The 16,919-nt window shown below is 64.6% G+C and carries 22 protein-coding genes and 1 tRNA gene; 15 read left to right on the top strand and 8 right to left on the bottom strand.

Annotation, left to right across the window (positions count from 1 at the left end):
- The first annotated feature begins 30 nt into the window (after positions 1-30).
- The 3 genes from ACODSR_RS05235 to ACODSR_RS05225 all read left to right on the top strand — a co-directional run bounded on the left by ACODSR_RS05235 (position 31) and on the right by ACODSR_RS05225 (position 3,922).
- Positions 31-1,155, top strand: coding sequence for an 8-amino-7-oxononanoate synthase (locus ACODSR_RS05235; RefSeq protein ID WP_489074364.1), 1,125 nt, complete (start codon positions 31-33; stop codon positions 1,153-1,155).
- On the top strand, positions 1,152-1,781 hold the full coding sequence (gene bioD, locus ACODSR_RS05230) for a dethiobiotin synthase (RefSeq protein ID WP_489074362.1): 630 nt from the start codon (positions 1,152-1,154) through the stop codon (positions 1,779-1,781). Before ACODSR_RS05235 ends, bioD begins: the two co-directional genes overlap by 4 nt.
- Positions 1,782-1,882: 101 nt before the next feature.
- A complete protein-coding gene (locus ACODSR_RS05225; RefSeq protein ID WP_489074360.1) occupies positions 1,883-3,922 on the top strand; it encodes a M13 family metallopeptidase in 2,040 nt (679 codons plus the stop codon).
- A 40-nt stretch (positions 3,923-3,962) separates the two neighbouring features.
- Here the strand turns inward: ACODSR_RS05225 and ACODSR_RS05220 are convergent, their stop codons facing one another.
- From ACODSR_RS05220 to ACODSR_RS05210, 3 genes are read right to left on the bottom strand one after another with little or no spacing between them, the layout of a single operon-like run.
- Complete coding sequence (locus tag ACODSR_RS05220; RefSeq protein ID WP_489074358.1) at positions 3,963-4,550, bottom strand: hypothetical protein; 588 nt, start codon at positions 4,548-4,550, stop codon at positions 3,963-3,965.
- An 11-nt stretch (positions 4,551-4,561) separates the two neighbouring features.
- A complete protein-coding gene (locus ACODSR_RS05215) occupies positions 4,562-5,704 on the bottom strand; it encodes a M48 family metallopeptidase (RefSeq protein ID WP_489074356.1) in 1,143 nt (380 codons plus the stop codon).
- Entirely contained in the window at positions 5,701-6,435 is a 735-nt protein-coding gene (locus ACODSR_RS05210) for a hypothetical protein (RefSeq protein ID WP_489074354.1), read from the bottom strand. Before ACODSR_RS05210 ends, ACODSR_RS05215 begins: the two co-directional genes overlap by 4 nt.
- Before the next feature lie 88 nt (positions 6,436-6,523).
- Here ACODSR_RS05210 and ACODSR_RS05205 point away from each other — a divergent pair, with 88 nt between their 5' ends.
- From ACODSR_RS05205 to ACODSR_RS05175, 7 genes are all read left to right on the top strand, one after another.
- Positions 6,524-7,807, top strand: coding sequence for an adenosylmethionine--8-amino-7-oxononanoate transaminase (locus tag ACODSR_RS05205; protein WP_489074352.1), 1,284 nt, complete (start codon positions 6,524-6,526; stop codon positions 7,805-7,807).
- A 63-nt stretch (positions 7,808-7,870) separates the two neighbouring features.
- A complete protein-coding gene (infA, locus tag ACODSR_RS05200; protein ID WP_003049127.1) occupies positions 7,871-8,089 on the top strand; it encodes a translation initiation factor IF-1 in 219 nt (72 codons plus the stop codon).
- Between the two features lie 20 nt (positions 8,090-8,109).
- On the top strand, positions 8,110-8,682 hold the full coding sequence (locus tag ACODSR_RS05195; protein ID WP_489074350.1) for a Maf family protein: 573 nt from the start codon (positions 8,110-8,112) through the stop codon (positions 8,680-8,682).
- An 8-nt stretch (positions 8,683-8,690) separates the two neighbouring features.
- Positions 8,691-9,680, top strand: a complete 990-nt coding sequence (locus ACODSR_RS05190; RefSeq protein ID WP_489074348.1) for a ribonuclease — start codon at positions 8,691-8,693, stop codon at positions 9,678-9,680.
- Positions 9,670-9,864, top strand: coding sequence for a DNA gyrase inhibitor YacG (locus ACODSR_RS05185; protein ID WP_489074346.1), 195 nt, complete (start codon positions 9,670-9,672; stop codon positions 9,862-9,864). Before ACODSR_RS05190 ends, ACODSR_RS05185 begins: the two co-directional genes overlap by 11 nt.
- 48 nt (positions 9,865-9,912) lie before the next feature.
- Positions 9,913-9,988, top strand: a tRNA-Phe gene (locus ACODSR_RS05180).
- A 120-nt stretch (positions 9,989-10,108) separates the two neighbouring features.
- On the top strand, positions 10,109-10,780 hold the full coding sequence (locus tag ACODSR_RS05175; protein WP_489074344.1) for a peptidylprolyl isomerase: 672 nt from the start codon (positions 10,109-10,111) through the stop codon (positions 10,778-10,780).
- A 6-nt stretch (positions 10,781-10,786) separates the two neighbouring features.
- On the opposite strand, the gene ACODSR_RS05170 is transcribed toward ACODSR_RS05175, so the two are convergent.
- Together ACODSR_RS05170 and ACODSR_RS05165 are read right to left on the bottom strand one after the other, a co-directional pair.
- Positions 10,787-11,023, bottom strand: a complete 237-nt coding sequence (locus ACODSR_RS05170; protein ID WP_489074342.1) for a DUF2061 domain-containing protein — start codon at positions 11,021-11,023, stop codon at positions 10,787-10,789.
- Between the two features lie 439 nt (positions 11,024-11,462).
- On the bottom strand, positions 11,463-11,648 hold the full coding sequence (locus tag ACODSR_RS05165; protein WP_217674220.1) for a PspC domain-containing protein: 186 nt from the start codon (positions 11,646-11,648) through the stop codon (positions 11,463-11,465).
- Between the two features lie 343 nt (positions 11,649-11,991).
- Between ACODSR_RS05165 and ACODSR_RS05160 the strand changes: the two genes are divergently transcribed.
- The gene (locus ACODSR_RS05160; RefSeq protein ID WP_489074340.1) at positions 11,992-12,381 is read left to right on the top strand and encodes a gamma-glutamylcyclotransferase family protein; all 390 of its coding nucleotides are present in this window, start codon (positions 11,992-11,994) and stop codon (positions 12,379-12,381) included.
- Positions 12,382-12,442: 61 nt separating this feature from the next.
- On the opposite strand, the gene ACODSR_RS05155 is transcribed toward ACODSR_RS05160, so the two are convergent.
- Positions 12,443-12,976, bottom strand: coding sequence for a peroxiredoxin (locus tag ACODSR_RS05155; RefSeq protein ID WP_489074339.1), 534 nt, complete (start codon positions 12,974-12,976; stop codon positions 12,443-12,445).
- Between the two features lie 22 nt (positions 12,977-12,998).
- Positions 12,999-13,388 (bottom strand): VOC family protein, encoded by a 390-nt coding sequence (locus ACODSR_RS05150; RefSeq protein ID WP_489074337.1) that lies wholly within the window; start codon positions 13,386-13,388, stop codon positions 12,999-13,001.
- 101 nt (positions 13,389-13,489) lie between these two features.
- Here ACODSR_RS05150 and ACODSR_RS05145 point away from each other — a divergent pair, with 101 nt between their 5' ends.
- The 4 genes from ACODSR_RS05145 (at position 13,490) to ACODSR_RS05130 (ending at position 16,525) form a co-directional block, all read left to right on the top strand.
- Positions 13,490-13,972: a hypothetical protein gene (locus ACODSR_RS05145; protein WP_489074336.1), complete on the top strand. Its 483-nt coding sequence runs from the start codon at positions 13,490-13,492 to the stop codon at positions 13,970-13,972.
- A gap of 39 nt (positions 13,973-14,011) precedes the next feature.
- The gene (gene recF / locus ACODSR_RS05140) at positions 14,012-15,085 is read left to right on the top strand and encodes a DNA replication/repair protein RecF (protein ID WP_489074334.1); all 1,074 of its coding nucleotides are present in this window, start codon (positions 14,012-14,014) and stop codon (positions 15,083-15,085) included.
- Positions 15,086-15,193: 108 nt separating this feature from the next.
- Positions 15,194-15,724, top strand: a complete 531-nt coding sequence (locus ACODSR_RS05135) for a CHAP domain-containing protein (protein WP_489074332.1) — start codon at positions 15,194-15,196, stop codon at positions 15,722-15,724.
- Between the two features lie 78 nt (positions 15,725-15,802).
- The gene (locus tag ACODSR_RS05130; protein WP_489074330.1) at positions 15,803-16,525 is read left to right on the top strand and encodes a CHAP domain-containing protein; all 723 of its coding nucleotides are present in this window, start codon (positions 15,803-15,805) and stop codon (positions 16,523-16,525) included.
- Between the two features lie 25 nt (positions 16,526-16,550).
- Here the strand turns inward: ACODSR_RS05130 and ACODSR_RS05125 are convergent, their stop codons facing one another.
- On the bottom strand, positions 16,551-16,826 hold the full coding sequence (locus tag ACODSR_RS05125) for a DUF3297 family protein (protein WP_489074328.1): 276 nt from the start codon (positions 16,824-16,826) through the stop codon (positions 16,551-16,553).
- Positions 16,827-16,919: the final 93 nt, after the last annotated feature.

The raw sequence follows: 16,919 nt of genomic DNA, 5'->3' as shown, positions 1-16,919 counted from the left end.
ACTTCCGCCTCCGCGCCTATAGCCCCGGCCATGACCGCCGAACCCTTTGCCAGACAGCTGGCCGCGCTGGAATCGCGCGGGCGGTTGCGCCGCCTGATCCCCCGGTCGGGCCGCGATTTCGCCTCCAACGATTATCTGGGCCTGTCGGGTGACCCGATCATTGCAGGCGCTGTCGCCGACGCGATCGGCCGCGGGGTGCCGGTGGGGTCCGGCGGGTCGCGCCTGTTGCGTGGCAATGCGCCCGAACATGAAGGGCTGGAGGCGAAGGCCGCCGATTTCTTCCGCACCCAGGCCGCTTTGCTCGTCGCCAATGGCTATGCCGGCAACCTCGCTCTGTTCGCCACCCTGCCCCAGCGCGGCGACCTGATCGTCGCTGACGAACTGATCCACGCCAGCGCCCATGACGGCATCCGCATGAGCAAGGCCGCCGCCGTTTTCGCGCGCCACAACGACGTGCAGAGCTTCGCCGACCTGATCACGGCCTTCCGCGCCGAAGGGGGCAAGGGCCGCATCTGGATCGCGGTCGAAACCCTCTATTCGATGGACGGCGACATCGCCCCGCTCACCGATCTCGCCAAATTGGCGGCGAAGCATCACGGGATGCTGATCCTGGACGAAGCCCATGGCACCGGCGTATTCGGTCCGGGCGGACGCGGCCTGTCAGCGGGTCTTGATGGCCTGCACAATGTCATCACCCTGCACACCTGCGGCAAGGCGATGGGGGTCGAAGGCGCGCTGATCTGCGGCCAGCGCATCCATATCGACTATCTCATCAACCGCGCCCGCGCCTTCATCTTTTCCACCGCGCCCTCGCCGCTGATGGCGGTCGCCGTCTCCGCCGCGCTCGACCGGATCGAGGAAGCAGACGATTTGCGCGACCGGCTGACGACATTGCGACAGGACGCCACGGAATCCATTTGCGGTCCGCTCGGCCTGCCCGCCCCGCGCAGCCAGATCGTGCCGGTCATATTGGGGGAGGACAGCCGCACCATGGCTACCGCCGCCGCCTTGCAGGAAGCAGGCTTCGACGTGCGCGGCATCCGCCCACCGACTGTCCCACCCGGCACCAGCCGCCTGCGCATCTCGCTCACCCTCAACGTCAGCCGCGCCGACATCGCCGCGCTGGGCCGCGAGTTGCAACGGATCGTCAAATGACCATCCTCGTCGTCACTGGCACGGACACCGGCATCGGCAAGACCGTATTCGCCGCTGGCCTCGCCGCAACTCTAGGTGCCTATTACTGGAAGCCGATCCAGGCGGGCATCGATCCTGACGGCGACAAGGAAGAGGTCGCCCGCCTCTCCGGCCTGCCCGCCAGCCATATCCTGCCCGAAGCCTATCGCCTGACCACCCCCGCCTCCCCCCATCTCGCAGCGCGGATCGACGGGGTGGAGATCAGCCTCGACCGGCTCGCCCTGCCGCTGGTCGATGGTCCGCTGGTCGTCGAGGGCGCGGGCGGCGTGCTGGTGCCAGTCAGCGAAAGTCTGCTGATGGCCGACCTGTTCGCTTATTGGGGTCAGCCGGTGATCCTGTGCGCCCGCACCGCGCTCGGCACGATCAACCACAGCCTGCTCAGCATCGAAGCGCTGCGCGCCCGCAACGTGCCGATCGCGGGCATCGCCTTCATCGGGCAGGCGCATGCGGAGAATGAGCGGATCATCCCGCAACTGGCCAACATCCCAAGCCTAGGCCGCCTGCCCCTGCTCGATCCGCTTGATCCCGCCACGCTGGCCGATGCCTTCGCCGCGCACATCCGGCTTTCCGATCCTTTCAACGGCTGATAATATTCGACCAACGACATGGACAGGATAGTTGGACAGGCGTTCAAGTCCCGTCATGCCGGGCGCGCTCCACCGCGCCCACTCAAGCAAGGGATGCTTTGATGAAACACCTCCTCCTGCGCGCCGCCGCCTCCGCGCTGGCGCTGACCGCCGCTATCGCTCATGCGCAACAGCCCGCTGCACCAACCGCTACCGCCCCCGCCAAGCCGACCTATGGCAGCTATGGCTTCGACACGGCGGGCATGGACCCGTCGGTCAAGCCGGGCGATGACTTCTACCTCCACGCCAACGGCACATGGGCGAAAAACACGCCCATCCCTGCCGACAAGTCCAATTATGGCGCGTTCAACACGCTGGACGAACTGTCGCGCACCCGCACCCGCGCGATCCTGGATGGGGCCAAGGGCGACGCCAATAGCAAGATCGGCGCGGCCTATGCCAGCTATCTCGACACCGCTACGGTCGAGGCCAAGGGACTGGCCCCGATCAAACCCTGGCTGGCCGAAATCAAGGCGGTGAAGGACAAGGCGGGCTATGCGACGATTGCCGCCAAGGCAGCGCGCAGCGGTATCAGCGGCCCGTTCCGCTTTTACGTCGGGCAGGACGATAAGGACCCCGAAACCTACATCCTCTCGATGAGCCAGAGTGGCCTCGGCCTCCCCGACCGCGACTATTATCTGGATGAAAAGCCGGAAATGGCCAAGATCCGCGCCGCCTATGTCGCGCATCTCGAAACCATGCTGTCGCTGGCTGGCGAAAGCGATGCCAAGGCCCGCGCCGCCGCGCTGATGGCGTTCGAAACGGCAATCGCCAAAGTCCACTGGACCCAGATTGACAGCCGCGACGCCGACAAGACCTATAACAAGCTGACGCTGGCCGCCCTGCAAAAGGCCGCGCCCGGCTTCGACTTTGCCGCCTATTTCAAGGCGAACGGCCTGACCCCCACCGACCTGCTCGTCGCCCAGCCGTCCGCGATCACCGGCGAAGCGGCGCTGATCGCCAAGGCGCCCATCGGCGTGCTCAAGGACGCGCTTTTGCTGCGCAGCCTGCACGCCTATGCCGACAAGTTGCCCGACAGCATCGCCAACGCCGATTTCGCCTTTTACGGCACCACCCTGTCCGGCACCCCGGAGCGGGAGGCGCGGTGGAAGCGCGGCGTCGACTTCCTCAAGGACTCGCTCGGCGAAGAAGTCGGCAAGGCCTATGTCGCGCAATATTTCCCGCCAGAGACCAAGGCGGCGATGGACGTTCTGGTCAAGAATGTGATCGCCGCCATGGGTCGCCGCATCGACGGCCTGCCGTGGATGAGCAACACGGCCAAGGCGCGCGCACACAAGAAGCTGGCCGCTTTCACCCCCAAGATCGGCTATCCCGACAAGTGGCGCGACTATGCCGGCCTGACCATCCAGCGCGACGACCTGCTGGGCAATGCGATGCGCGCCAGCCAGTTTGATTTCGACTATAATATCGGGAAGCTCGGCAAGCCCATCTATCGCTGGGAATGGGGCATGACCCCGATGGAGATCAACGCCTATGCCAATTTCGGCATGGTCGAGATCGTGTTCCCCGCCGCCATCCTGCAACCGCCCTTCTTCGATCCCGCCGCTGATCCGGCAGTCAATTATGGCGGCATCGGCGCGGTGATCGGCCATGAACTGAGCCATCATTTCGACGATCAGGGCGCGAAATATGACGAAACCGGCAAGCTCAACCAGTGGTGGACCGACGCCGACGTCGCCGATTTCAAGGGGCTGACCGACAGACTGGTCAAGCAATATGACGCCTATGAACCCTTCCCCGGCGCGCATGTGAAGGGGGCGTTCACGCTGGGCGAGAATATCGGCGATCTGGGCGGGCTGGCCGTGGCGCTCGACGCCTATCATGCCTCGCTGGGCGGCAAGGCCGCGCCAGTGATCGACGGCATGACCGGCGACCAGCGCTTCTTCCTGGGTTGGGCGCAGGTATGGCGGCGCAATTATCGCGAGGCGAACCTTCGTCAGCGACTGGTCACCGACCCCCACGCCCCATCACAATATCGCGCCGACATCGTGCGCAATTTCGACGCCTGGTATGATGCGTTCAAGCCTGCGCCAGACGGCAAGCTGAGCCTGAAGCCGGAAGAGCGGGTGAAGATCTGGTAAAGGCGCGTGACGGGGCGCGTCGCCCGACGCGCCCCGTGCCTCACAGCGCCGCGCTGTCCGCGATCTGGCGGAAGGCGGTCAGGTCGCGGGCGAAATAATAGAGCGCGGGCGCTTCATAGGTCGTCATGTAGAGCAACCCGCCGATCATCGCCGCGCGCGCTTCGCCCAGCCGCCGGACTTCACTGTCGGGCCGCGTATAGCTGTAGGTGAAGCGCACCCCTGCCGTCCCTGCGAAGCGGGCAGGTTCGACGCTGTCGATGCTCATCAGCGGGGTGTTGAGCGCGATCCGGTAGCTGCTTTCCAGCAGCGCCGGAATGTCGGTGATCAACATCGTCCCTGACACTTTGGGCAACGGCCGGTTGCGCTTGTCGACCTCGCGAAACAGCGTCCGTCCATCGGCAATACCGCCGTAGAAGGTGATCTCGTTCAGCCCATCGCCGTCCAGCGTCCAGCTTTCCGAATTGCGCCCCGGCCGCGCGCCCAGCTTGTTCCATTCACTCGCAGGCGTCACGGCCAGCGTCGATTTCGCCACCAATATCTTGGCTCCCGGTGCAATCAGGCTGTTGCCCGCCTGCACCGGCGATGCCGCCACCAGCAGCGCGAGCGCCGCGCCCATAATCCTGACCATCCCCATCCCCTTCATTGTCCGACCAGCGCCCCGATCATCGCAGCATCCGGCGCAGCGGGCCTGGCGTCCAGATAGCGCCGCAGCGCCGCCTTGCCTGCGTCCAGTTGCTGGCTGCGGAGCAGCGAAAGCCCCAGACCGCGCTGCGCTTCCGCCCCGGCAAAACCGCCCTCGATCGCCTGCTGGTACAATTGCGCCGCGCTTACCAGATCGCGCGGATTACCCCGCTGGCGATAGAGTTCCGCGCGGGCATAGAGCAGGTCGGGCGTCCAGCCATCAGCGGCCAGTTGCCCCAGCAGATAATCCGTGCCGCCAAAATCATTGAGCTTGATCTGGTCGGTCAGAAAATCCGCGATGAACGGGGCCAGCGCCGCGCGGTAGGCCGCTGCGCCCGGATCGCCCGGATCATTTGCTTTGACAGCGGCCTCACGCAGATAGGTGGCGCGGGTCAGTTCGGTCGGGTGGCTGGCGAAGAAACCGGCGCTGTAGCGATGCACCTTGGCCTTGCGCTTGCGCCCGGCAGCGGTCGCGTCGGCCTCCGCCATCAGCCGCTCCCAGACCGGCGCGGCGCTGGCGGTGGGATAGGGCGACTGGGCCAGATAGGTGAGGCCGAGCAAGTCGGCTTCGGTTTCCTGCCCCCGACTGAAAGAATAGAAGCCGCCAATGGCGCTGGTCGCCATCGATGTACAGAGCGTCGGTGACAGCACGGCGGACCAGGTCAGCAGATCACCCAACCCCCGCGCCCTTTTGAACCCTTCGAGCGTATGGCGCTGTTCGAAATGGCCAAATTCATGACCCAGCACAGCCCCTAATTCCGCCTCGTCGCGCACCCGCAGTAACAGGCCGGACCAGACCGTCATCATGCCATTGGGATACATGGTGGCGTTGAAGGTCGGCAGGCGCTGAATATAGAGCCGGGTCGACTGGCAGCGATCCTGCCCCACCGTCCGGCACAATATCCCCCGCACATAGGCATTGAGTGCCGGGTCGCGCAGGACGAAGGGCGAATCGCGCATTTGCCGTTCGGCTTCGTCCGCCTGCATCCACATGCCGCGCTCATCCACGCCGCTCGGTTCATAGGCGGGGGTATAGGGTGGCAGCGGCGCGGCGGCGGTGAGCGCAAACGCCATTCCGAACAGGGCGGCAAGCCGTCTCATTGCCCCGCAGCCGAGGGGACGGGCCGTCCCGGAAAGCCCTCGAACAACTGCGCCACCCGCTTGTTCGCACCCTCTTCCGTCCGCACGTCGCCGCCCATTTGCAGGTCCGCGTTCAGCCACACCAGATCGCCGGTCCTAATATCGACCAGCCCGGCAAAGCCCTTGTGAACGCCGGTCGGCACGCTGACGCCACCCAGCGCGGCGAAAATTTGCACCACTTTGCGCCCGGTCGATCCGAACTGGTCCTCGGTCGTGACGAACAGCGCATAGTCCGCGCCCGCCAGCCCCGGCAGGCTGCTCACACCAGGTCCCAGCGTCCAGCTGAACTGGCCCTTGCGCTTCTTGGTGGGCAGGCGGTTGCCGGGAAAAAATTGATAGACGATCACGCTGTCCGCCAGCGTCGTGAACAGCGCCTGATATTCGGCCAGCGCGCTGGCGTCCGCGCCCACCGGTTCGACCAGATTAACGACGCTGTTGCCCAACTGCCCCTGCACCGCCCCGATCGCCCGGCCCAGCGTATCGCGCGCCTGGAGTGTCCAGTCCGCATTCGGCTCGAACATGCCGCCGGTCGATTGTTCGCCGACCCGGATCGATGGGCGCATCAGCACGATCCGTGCCGTGCCGGGGGGCAGGGTAAAGCCCGGCTTGTTGCCTGTCTTTTCCTGCGCTGCTGTCGGCAAGGCCGTCGCCAGCAACGCGACCGCCACCAAGCTCTTGAAAAATCCCCGCATATGCCCCCCGGCCATTGCTCCCCTGCCCGCAATGATGGCGGGTTCAGCCTTGTCTTGTCAATCGCCGCCAACCCGATAAAGCCGCCCCATGACCTCCCCCGTCTGGCACCCCTTCACCCAGCATGGCCTGAACGAGCCGATCCCCCATGTCGTGCGCGCGGAAGGGGCGCTGTTGCATCTGGCCGATGGCAGCACGCTGATCGACGGGATTTCCAGCTGGTGGGTGACGACGCATGGCCATTGCCATCCGCGCATCACCGCCGCCATCGCGCAGCAGGCGGGGCAGCTGGATCAGCTGATCTTTGCCGGCTACACCCATGAGCCGGCCGAAACGGTGGCGCGCGGGCTGATCGAGATCGCGCCCGACGCGCCCGGCTGCGACCCGCTTGCCCACGTCTTTTTCTCCGACAGCGGATCGACGGCGGTGGAGGTCGCGCTCAAGATGGCGCTGGGTTACTGGCATAATCTGACGCTGGATGGGCTGGCGGAGCCACGCAGCCGCATCCTGGTGCTGGAACATGGCTATCATGGCGACACGATCGGCACGATGTCGGTGGGCGAACGGGGCGTCTATAATGCCGCATGGACGCCGCTTCTGTTCGATGTCGGCACTATACCCTTCCCCGCGCCCGGCAAAGAGCAGGCCTGCCTAGACGCGCTGGAGGCCGCCTGTCGCGCCAAGCCAGCCGCCTTCATCGTTGAGCCGCTGATCCTGGGCGCAGGCGGGATGCTGCTCTATCCGCAGCATGTCCTGCGCGAGATGGCGACGATCTGCCGTCGCTATGACGTGCTGTTCATCGCCGATGAAGTGATGACCGGCTGGGGCCGCACCGGCACGCTGTTTGCCTGCGAGCAGGCGGGCGTGGTGCCGGACATCATGGCGGTGGCCAAGGGCATTACCGGCGGCGCGATCCCACTCGCCGCAACACTGGCAATCGCGCGCATTTTCGAGGCGCACCGATCGACCGACCGTGCCCGGCTCTTTTATCATTCGTCCAGCTACACCGCCAACGCTATCGCCTGCGCGGCGGCAGTGGCGAATCTCGCTATCTGGCGCGAGGAGGATGTGCGCGGCCGAATCGCCGCACTGGCCGATGGGATCGCTGTGCGACTCGCGACGCTGGCACAACACCCCGCCTTCGCCCATCCACGCCAAATTGGCACGATCGCCGCGATCGACATCGTCACGGCGGACGCGGGCTATCTGTCCGATCTTGCCCCGCGCCTGCGCGCTTTCTTCCTGCAACACGGCCTCTTGCTGCGGCCATTGGGCAACACCATCTATCTGATGCCGCCCTATTGCATCGACGCGCAGCAGCTTGATTGCGTCTTTGCCGCGCTCGTCGCAGCGGGCGATCATTTCAGCGCATGAAGCCGCCTTTCATTTTGGATGAATTGGCGCTATGGCGGCGCGATTTTTTGAATTCGGGATATTATGGCCAAAGAAGAACTGCTTGAAATGCGCGGACAGGTTGTGGAGCTTCTCCCCAACGCCATGTTCCGCGTCCGGCTTGAGAATGATCATGAGATCCTCGGCCATACCGCTGGTAAAATGCGCAAGAATCGCATCCGCGTCCTCGTGGGGGACGAGGTGCTGGTCGAACTGACGCCCTACGACCTGACCAAGGGTCGGATCACCTACCGCTTCAAATAAGCCACCGGGTGTCAGGCCCGATGCGGCTCATTCTTGCTTCCGCTTCCCCCCGGCGCCTGGCGCTGCTGGGGCAGATTGGTGTTGCGCCCGATGCCGTGGACCCGGCCGATTGCGACGAAACCCCGCGCAAGGGCGAATTGCCGTCCGTCTATGCCGCGCGGGTCGCGGCGGACAAGGCGGCGATCGTCGCCGCGCGGCATCCCGGCGCGCTGATCCTGTCGGGCGACACGGTCGTTGCGGCGGGTCGGCGCATATTGCCCAAGGCGGAGACGCAGGAGGAGGCGCGCGCCTGCTTGGCTTTGCTATCTGGGCGGCGGCATCGCGTGCTGAGCGCGATCACGCTGATCGACGCCGTAGGCAAGGCACGGCATCGCCTGTCCACCAACATCGTCACGTTCAAGCCGCTGGAGCGCAGCGAGATCGACCGCTATATTGCCAGCGACGAATGGCGGGGCAAGGCAGGCGGCTATGCGATACAGGGGCGGGCCGCTGGCCTGATCCGCGCGATCATGGGCAGCCACAGCGCGATCATGGGCCTGCCGCTTTATGAAACCCGCACGCTGTTGAAGGCGGCGGGCTATGCAATCGATTAGGAACTGACATGGCCGAATGGCTTTATGAAGAAGGCATTGGCGAGGCCCGCGCCGCGCTGGTGGAAAAGGGCCGCCTGGTCGAGGCGCTGATCGAGCGCGAGACCGGCGGGGTGCGCGCAGGCGCCGTTGCGCAGGGGCGCCTGACCCAGACGCTGATCCCCAAGAAGCGCGGCGTCGTGCGGCTGATTAGCCAGGAAGAAGTGCTGATCGAGCCGCTGCCGCCGCGCACATCCGAAGGATCTACCGTGCTGGTCGAGATATTGCGTGAAGCGATCCCCGAAGAGGGCCGTCCCAAGCGCGCCAAGGGCCGAATCGCCCAGCCCGGCAGCAAGCCCCATGCCGGGCCAAGCCTGCTACAACGGCTGCGCGCCACCGGCACCACGGTCGTCCCCTGCCCCGCGCATGAGGAGGACCGGCTGGAGGCGGTTGGCTGGACCGAGTTGATGGAGGAGGCGATCAGTGGCGACGTTGGCACCGAAGCCGCCGCGCTGCGCCTCTATGTGACACCGGCCATGCTGCTGATCGACGTCGATGGATCGTTGCCGCCTGCACAACTGGGGCCGAAGGGTGCCAAGATCGCGGCGCAGACGATTCGCCGCATGGGGCTTTCAGGGTCGATCGGCATTGATCTGCCGACAATGAACAACAAAGATGAGCGGATGATCGCGGCGGCGCAGATCGACAAATATCTGCCGCTTCCCTTCGAGCGTACCGCGGTCAACGGTTTCGGCTTCCTCCAGATCATCCGCAAGCGCGAGCGGGCCAACCTCATCGAACTGCTGCGCGCCGATCCGGTCGAGACGGCAGCGCTGGCGCTGCTGCGCCGGGCAGAGCGGCATGGCAATGGCGGCCCGGCGACGCTGACGGCCGCACCGGCGATCATCGACCTGCTCTATCGCAAGAGTGACTGGATCGAACAACTGGCCAAGCGACGCGGCGGCGCGATCACCCTGACGGCCGATGCGACGCTGGCGCTGGGGGCGGGCCATGTCGCCTAACGCCGCCGCGTGCCCGGTCTGTCGCCAGCCCGCAAAGCCCGAAACCCGCCCCTTTTGCAGCCCCGCCTGCCGCGACCGCGACCTGTTGCAATGGCTGGGCGAGGGCTATCGCGTACCCGGTCCGCCAGCGGACGAAGGGATGCAAAAAAGCAGCGATTATGGGCTAGACAGCGACGCAGATTGACGACTATAGGCACGCTTCCATCGGGCGGAGCCATCCGCAGTTGGCTGTGCCTGGATAGCTCAGTTGGTAGAGCAAGCGATTGAAAATCGCTGTGTCGGCGGTTCGAATCCGTCTCCGGGCACCATTTTTCTTCATCCTGATCATGTCACGCGCGGCCTATCTGGCAGCGGGCGATTGCGCAGATCGTGCGGCAGCTTTAGCCTTCGGGTCTTCACCCCTCCCTGCCGCGAGTGTTCGTCTGTCGATGCGTCTGTTTGCCTGTTGCCTTGCCATCCTGTTAGCCCTGCTTTCGTCCGGCTTTGCCCATGCGGTGCCTGCGAACCGACCGACGCCCGGCTATATCCGCGTGGCGATCGAGACGTCGGTGGGGACGATCATCGTCGCGCTCGATACGAAGCGGGCGCCGCGGACGTCGGCCAATTTCCTGACCTATGTAGATGACGGGCGGTTCGATGGCGTGACATTCTATCGTGCGGCGCGGCGCAAGAGTGCGCCGACGCAGGGGCTGATCCAGGGCGGGATCGACATGGATGCGCGGCGATCGCTGCCGCCGGTGGTGCATGAGCCGACCAGCCAGACCGGCATCCGCCATCTCGACGCCACCCTGTCGATGGCGCGGCCCAACCGGACCAATTCGGCGATGGGCAATTTCTTCATTACCATCGGCGCGACGCCAACGATGGACGCACGGCCCGGTTCGATCGGCTATGCCGCGTTCGGCCATGTCGTGGGCGGAATGGCGGTCGTGAAGAAAATCCTGGCGGTGCCGACCTGTTGCGGGACGGGACCGATGCGGGGGCAGATGATCGTCAAGCCGATCATGATCCTGCGGGCGCGGCGGATGGATGGGACGGCAAAGCCGACGCGCGGTGTCAAGCCATGGCTGATCGGGTTGAAAAGGCCGACAGTGAGATAGACATAGTCACGCAAAAACCGCCTGACCGTCCATGGCGCGCCGCGCCGTGGCGGGCGCAGGCGGCGTGCCGACCTTTTTCCACGCCTGTTTATGAAAGAAGAAGGCGACGGCGTTGACCAGCGGTTCAACCAGCGCGATACCGCCCGCCTGCGCGACCGATCCGGTCATCAGATAGGCGACGGTAAAACCCACGGTCAGGTGGATCGAAAGATAGGTGCCTGTCTTGATAAGGTCCAGCGACATGGGAAGCTCCTCTGTTGCAGGGCATTTAATAATCATTATCAATAATCGCTAATAGATTTTTCCGCTGGCTGTGATCGCACCGCTACTGAATGTTCGGGACAGATGCAGCTTTTTGGCAACGACCTGTTGCATTTATTGCAACCGGTGCGCCGCGCTTTGCGATTGTTACAATAGCATGACGCGCGCATAGGCCCGGTCCGCCCAGATCGGGCGGCGATGAACGAACATATGGAGTTACTTATGCGACAGGCTTTTCAGGGCGCTGCGCTGGTAGTTGCGGTCGGCGTGCAGATGCTGACCTTCTATTCGGTGCTTTACGCCTGAGCGCGACCCGCGCTTATCTCTGCCCCGATTCGTCGGGATATTAAAAAGCCGCCCATGGCCTATGCCGGGGCGGCTCTTTTATTATGGACTGATTGTCGGCGATCTTGCCGAACGCTTAGCCCTCTGCCAGCCAGCCCGCGAGCAGATAGGCCACAACCCCGACCGGGCCGAGCGCGCACAGCGTCAGCAGCACGGTGGCAACGCGGATCAGGGTGACGTCCAGCCCGGTACGATTGGACAAGCCCGCGCACACGCCCATGATCTTGCCGTGGCGACGGTCGAGGGTAAAGCTGTTGTTCATGAGTCTGGCCTTCTGATTTTGAGATGTTGGGGAACAGCGGGTCGATCAGGCGATCGGCAGGACCGGGACGGCTGCGCCGACGAACAGGCTGGCGACGATGAATGCGCCGACCAGAGCAGCGGCAGCGTTGTGGAACTTGGCGATGGACATGGTAGACACTCCCTGATTTTTGGCTGGCCGGGCGATCCGGCCTTGATGCCCAACAGGTTGCAGGAGCCATGCCAGTTTCACTTTCCCCCGGAAATTCGCGACTTTTGGTGGCCGGAGGCAGAATTGCGCTCGCGGAAGTTTCTGCCTGTTGGGAAAATTCACCGCTTATCGGGAGAATTTTCGAGGATGCGGCATGAGCGATGCTTTTCTCTTCGTCTATGGCACGTTGCGACCCGGTTTTGATGGGCCGATGGCGCTGTGGTTGCCAGGCGTGGCCACATTCGTCAGTCCGGCCACCGCGTGTGGCGCGCTCTATCGGGTCGATCGCTATCCCGGTTTCGTGCCGGGGGATGAGGGTGTGGTGACGGGCGACCTGTTTGCCCTGCACGATCCGGCCACGGTGCTGGCGCAGCTGGACGAATATGAGGAATGTGCCGCACATTTCCCGGAGCCGCATGAATATCGGCGCGCAATGGTGATAGTGCAGGGAGCTGACGGGGCGGTAGAGGCCTGGACCTATCTCTATGCGCGCGACGTCACGGGATTGGCCCGGATTCCGAGTGGGGATTTTCTGCGCGGATAATCCCCAACAGCTGTTCGCCCCCAGACAGGTTCAGGGGCGAACAGGCGTTGGAATTGCCCGCTTATTTCTGCTTCATCGCCTCGACCGCCGCCAAAGTGGTTTTGACATGCTCAGCATAATTCATTTCGGAATGGACGAAGGCGATGCGGCCTGACGGAGCGATGACGTAGGATGTGCGGTCGGTCATGCCGGGGCGCATCTTGAGCGCGACGTCATAGCCCGACACGATCCCCGGCCCGGCGGAAGCGACGGCGAATTTGCCCGCACATTCCTTGGTCGAAAAGGCAACCAGATCATCGACCGGATCAGCCGACATGCCGATCACGGTGGCCCCTGCCGCCTTGAACTTGTCGATATTGTCGGCAAATTCGCGCGCTTCGGCCGAGCAGCCGGGCGTAAACGCCTTGGGGAAGAAATAGAGGACGACGGGGCCACGCTTCAACTGGTGCGACAGGGTCAGGGTGAAAGTCTTGCCCGCCTGCGCCCCGCGCGTGGTGAAATCGGGTGCCTTGGCCCCGATGGCAAGGGCAGCCATCGCCCCGCTCGATCCCAGCAGGGTGGCGGCGGCAGCAAAGAACAGGGACAGGCGCTTCATCATCAGGCTCCTTAAAAGTCGGTCAGGCGGCAGGCGCGGGCGGCTCCCACAATTCGATGGCATTGCCTTCGGGATCATGAATACGGGCAAAACGCCCGACATCGGGATGATCCCATTCGGGATTGGTGATGACGGCAATGTCAGCGTCCCGCAAGCCGTTCAGAAGGGAATCGAGATCGGACACGCGCAGATTGATCATGAACGCCTTGTCCGCGGCGAAATAATCGCTGTCGGCCTTGAACGCGGAAAAGACCATCGGCCCGCCCAATGTCCGCCAGGTCCACTCATCAGGCTTGGCGTCAGGATCCGACACACAGCCCGCGCCTACGCCCAGATGGGTGCGATACCAGGCATTCAGCGCGTCAGGATCACGCGCGCGAAAAAATAATCCGCCCATTCCCAGCACCGGCATGACATGCTCTCCCTCTTTCACATCAGCGGATAAGATAGCATGGCAACGACAGTGGGTCACGATCAGGGACAGGAACCGCTGAAAGGCTCGCCGGTTCTGTTATGATGCGCCATGCCCTTGCCCTGCTACCGCTGATCGCCCTTGCCGCCTGCGACAAGCCTGCCGAAACGCCGGAGGTGCAGCCCGGCGTGGTGACGAATATTAGTGACCGGACGGCGCGTGCGCCGGATGTGCCGCCACCTGTGAACGCCACGGTGCCAACGGAGTCGCCAGTACCGGATGTGCGGGCATCCGGGATGATCCCCGCCGCATTGCTGGGCCGCTGGACCGGCGTGACAGACAAGCGCGGAGACCGGACGGCCGATCTGGAGCTGAATATCCTGCCGGACCAGCTTGTCTTTCACGAAAGCGTCGGCATGGTCGAGGCGGTGACTCCGGAGGATGGTGGCCAATTGTCGGTCAAGGCCGCTTTCACTGGCGAGGGCCAAAGCTGGACGCGCACGCTGGTGATGCGACCGGCGGCGGATGGCGCGACGCTGACGATCATCAATGACGGGACGGCAGTGACGCGCAAGCGTTGCTAAACGCTTTCCCGTGGCGACGGACCCGGCTACAGCCGGGCGATGATCGGCCGCCTGACCTTGAGCGATTTCCGCAATCATGCGGACGCGCTGATCGTGCCCGATCATGGCTTCATCCTGCTGACCGGCGATAATGGCGCGGGCAAGACCAATATATTGGAGGCGGTGTCGATGCTGGCGCCCGGACGCGGGCTGCGTGGCGCAGCGTTGCGGGCGATGGCGCGGCAGGACGGACCGGGCGGTTTCGGCATCGCGGCGGAGGTGGATGGCGCGGTGCTGGGCACCGGGGTTGCCGCCGCGACGCCCGACCGACGGCAAGTGCGGATCGGCGGGGTGGCATCGTCCGCCAATGCGCTGGCCGACCATCTCTCGATCGTCTGGCTGACCCCGGCGATGGACCGACTGTTCCTCGACAGTCCAGGCGGGCGGCGGCGCTTCCTGGATCGGCTGACGCTGGCGCTGCACCCGGCCCATGCCGCGCACAGCGCGCGCTATGATGCTGCGATGCGGGCGCGCAACCGGCTGCTGTCCGATCCGCGCCGGGCCGATCCGGCCTGGCTATCCGCGCTGGAGGCGCAGATGGGCGAACATGGCGCGGCGCTGGGGGCGGCGCGCAGCGATCTGGTCGCGCGGCTGAACCTGGCACTGGCGGGGCAGCCCGACGCGCCCTTTGCTAGGCCGCTGGTGACGATAGAAAGCGAGGAGGATGACAGCGATTTGCCGCTTGCCCAGCGGCTGGGGCGGGAGCGACGGCGCGACGCGGCGGCGGGGCGCACCCTGTCCGGGCCGCACCGGCATGACCTGTCGGTGATCCACATCGCCAAGAAGCAGCCCGCGGCGCTCTGTTCCACCGGCGAGCAGAAGGCGCTGCTGCTCTCGATCCTGCTGGCTCACGCTGCACTGGTGGCCGAGCATCACGGCCAGCCGCCGGTGCTGTTGCTGGACGAAGTGGCGGCGCATCTCGACCCGTCGCGACGGGCCGCCCTGTTCGACCGATTGGGGAAAACAGGCGGCCAAGTGTGGATGACCGGGACGGAATCCAGTCTTTTCAACGAATTATCGTCGGCAACCCGGCTGACTGTAACGGCGGGGCATGTTTTTCGTTCCGCGACATAACCCGCCCCCGCAACGACTCGTCGCCCAGCGCTTTTCATCGCGCCTTCGCTCTGCCCTAAAGCCTCTCAACGGGGCAAAAGCCTAAAACAAGGTTGGGGTCGCATTCGCATGATCAGTGGTTTTCAACGGCTTATTGCCGCTGCTCTTTGTGCGCTTTCTTTCCTGACCGTTTCGCCTGCGACCGCTGGAGTGCTGCAATGCGCACCCTTCGCCCGTCAGGTCTCCGGCATCCAGCTGCACGGCAACGCCAACACCTGGTGGAACCAGGCGCAGGGCCGCTATGATCGTGGCTATGAGCCGCGCGTCGGCGCCGTCCTCTCCTTCGCCTCCAGCCGCGCAATGCCGGTCGGCCATGTCGCCATGGTCAGCAAGGTGGTGAGCCAGCGCGAAGTGCTGCTGACCCATGCCAACTGGTCCTATCGCGGCGGCATCGAGCGCAATGTCCGCGCCGTCGACGTGTCGGCCAATAATGACTGGTCGGACGTGCGCGTATGGTATGGCCCGATCGGCAATCTGGGGCTGCGCTCCAACCCCGCCAACGGCTTCATCTATGCCGACCAGCCCAAGACCATCGACCAGCCGGTCCAGGTCGCCATGGCCGATGCCAGCGTAACCGGCGCTGCCCGCTCTGCTTTTTGAACGGCTTAACCGCTTCATAACAGGTCAGGAACTAGGATCGATCCCGGTGGGGCGATTCTCAGGGTTTCGAGATCGCATATGGTTCGACAGTTTCGCTGGGCGGCGGTGTGCCTGCTGTCCGGTCTGAGCGCTGCACCCCTATGGGGTGCGACGGCGCTGCAATGCGTCCCCTATGCGCGCATCGTGTCGGGGGTAGAGATTCGCGGCGATGCGCTGACCTGGTGGGACCAGGCGGCGGCGCACTATAAGCGCGGGCAAAAGCCCAAAAAGGGCGCGGTGCTGGCATTCCGCCCGGCAGGACCGATGACATTGGGGCATGTCGCGGTGGTCAGCCGCGTGCTGGATGACCGGCGCGTGCTGATCCGCCATGCCAACTGGTCGGTGCCAGGCGCGATCGAGGAAGATGTGCTGGCGATCGACGTGTCGGATGCAGGCGACTGGAGCCAGGTGCGGGTGTGGCACAGCCCCACGGGCCAGATGGGCGCGCGCACCAACCCGACTTTCGGCTTCATCTATCCGGCCAAGGCGAAGCTGCATGACTTTACGCCCGATCCCGCGCTGGGCAGCAGCGTGCGCTTTGCCCGTGTCGATCGCGACCAATGGGACGAGGTGCGGCTGCCAGCCGCGATGACGACGCGCCGTGCTGCGCCGCAAATGGCGCAGGTCAAAGCGAAGGGGCGCAAGCCCGCGCCACGGCTGGAGGCCGATCCCTTCATCGTCGAATATGCCGACAACGCCCCGTCGCAACGGACGCTGAGCGCGATCATTGCCGACGTGAAGCGGGAAACGATGCTGAACTGATCGGCGCGAAGTGCGCCGATATCGCTTATTCGGCGTCGGCGGGCTTTTCTTCGGACTCTGCCGCCGGAGTCTGGAACCAGGCTTCGACCCGGCCGCTCAGCTTGATCGTCAGCGGGTTGCCGTGGCGATCGCGGGTCTTGCCGGCAGCGACGCGGATCCAGCCTTCGGAGATGGAATATTCCTCGACATCATTGCGCTCGCGCCCCTTGAAGCGGATGCCGATGCCGCGTTGCAGCACATCCATGTTGAAATGGGGGCTGCGCGGGTTGGTGGACAGATGATCGGGGGGCGTGTCGCTCATGGTCAGATATTTCCTGCAAGGTTGCGCCGCGCCTAGCCGTTTGCCCGTCCTGCTGCAACCCGCCTCCGATCGGCGGCGGGTTGCAGTCTGGCC

It is taken from the genome of Sphingobium sp. FG125 (genome assembly GCF_057809795.1).
Note: the sequence above shows the minus strand (reverse complement) of the source record. Positions and strands in the feature narration are given on the sequence as shown.

Bases quoted from the DNA above. Each gene is read 5' to 3' on its own strand.
- ACODSR_RS05185 (WP_489074346.1), top strand. From the start codon at position 9,670: ATGTCGCCTAACGCCGCCGCGTGCCCGGTCTGTCGCCAGCCCGCAAAG.
- ACODSR_RS05190 (WP_489074348.1), top strand. From the start codon at position 8,691: ATGGCCGAATGGCTTTATGAAGAAGGCATTGGCGAGGCCCGCGCCGCG.
- ACODSR_RS05235 (WP_489074364.1), top strand. From the start codon at position 31: ATGACCGCCGAACCCTTTGCCAGACAGCTGGCCGCGCTGGAATCGCGC.
- recF (WP_489074334.1), top strand. From the start codon at position 14,012: ATGATCGGCCGCCTGACCTTGAGCGATTTCCGCAATCATGCGGACGCG.
- ACODSR_RS05130 (WP_489074330.1), top strand. From the start codon at position 15,803: ATGGTTCGACAGTTTCGCTGGGCGGCGGTGTGCCTGCTGTCCGGTCTG.
- ACODSR_RS05195 (WP_489074350.1), top strand. From the start codon at position 8,110: ATGCGGCTCATTCTTGCTTCCGCTTCCCCCCGGCGCCTGGCGCTGCTG.
- ACODSR_RS05165 (WP_217674220.1), bottom strand. From the start codon at position 11,648: ATGAACAACAGCTTTACCCTCGACCGTCGCCACGGCAAGATCATGGGC.
- bioD (WP_489074362.1), top strand. From the start codon at position 1,152: ATGACCATCCTCGTCGTCACTGGCACGGACACCGGCATCGGCAAGACC.
- ACODSR_RS05160 (WP_489074340.1), top strand. From the start codon at position 11,992: ATGAGCGATGCTTTTCTCTTCGTCTATGGCACGTTGCGACCCGGTTTT.
- ACODSR_RS05150 (WP_489074337.1), bottom strand. From the start codon at position 13,388: ATGCCGGTGCTGGGAATGGGCGGATTATTTTTTCGCGCGCGTGATCCT.
- ACODSR_RS05175 (WP_489074344.1), top strand. From the start codon at position 10,109: ATGCGTCTGTTTGCCTGTTGCCTTGCCATCCTGTTAGCCCTGCTTTCG.
- ACODSR_RS05170 (WP_489074342.1), bottom strand. From the start codon at position 11,023: ATGTCGCTGGACCTTATCAAGACAGGCACCTATCTTTCGATCCACCTG.
- ACODSR_RS05155 (WP_489074339.1), bottom strand. From the start codon at position 12,976: ATGAAGCGCCTGTCCCTGTTCTTTGCTGCCGCCGCCACCCTGCTGGGA.
- ACODSR_RS05135 (WP_489074332.1), top strand. From the start codon at position 15,194: ATGATCAGTGGTTTTCAACGGCTTATTGCCGCTGCTCTTTGTGCGCTT.
- ACODSR_RS05225 (WP_489074360.1), top strand. From the start codon at position 1,883: ATGAAACACCTCCTCCTGCGCGCCGCCGCCTCCGCGCTGGCGCTGACC.
- ACODSR_RS05125 (WP_489074328.1), bottom strand. From the start codon at position 16,826: ATGAGCGACACGCCCCCCGATCATCTGTCCACCAACCCGCGCAGCCCC.
- infA (WP_003049127.1), top strand. From the start codon at position 7,871: ATGGCCAAAGAAGAACTGCTTGAAATGCGCGGACAGGTTGTGGAGCTT.
- ACODSR_RS05220 (WP_489074358.1), bottom strand. From the start codon at position 4,550: ATGGTCAGGATTATGGGCGCGGCGCTCGCGCTGCTGGTGGCGGCATCG.
- ACODSR_RS05210 (WP_489074354.1), bottom strand. From the start codon at position 6,435: ATGCGGGGATTTTTCAAGAGCTTGGTGGCGGTCGCGTTGCTGGCGACG.
- ACODSR_RS05205 (WP_489074352.1), top strand. From the start codon at position 6,524: ATGACCTCCCCCGTCTGGCACCCCTTCACCCAGCATGGCCTGAACGAG.
- ACODSR_RS05145 (WP_489074336.1), top strand. From the start codon at position 13,490: ATGATGCGCCATGCCCTTGCCCTGCTACCGCTGATCGCCCTTGCCGCC.
- ACODSR_RS05215 (WP_489074356.1), bottom strand. From the start codon at position 5,704: ATGAGACGGCTTGCCGCCCTGTTCGGAATGGCGTTTGCGCTCACCGCC.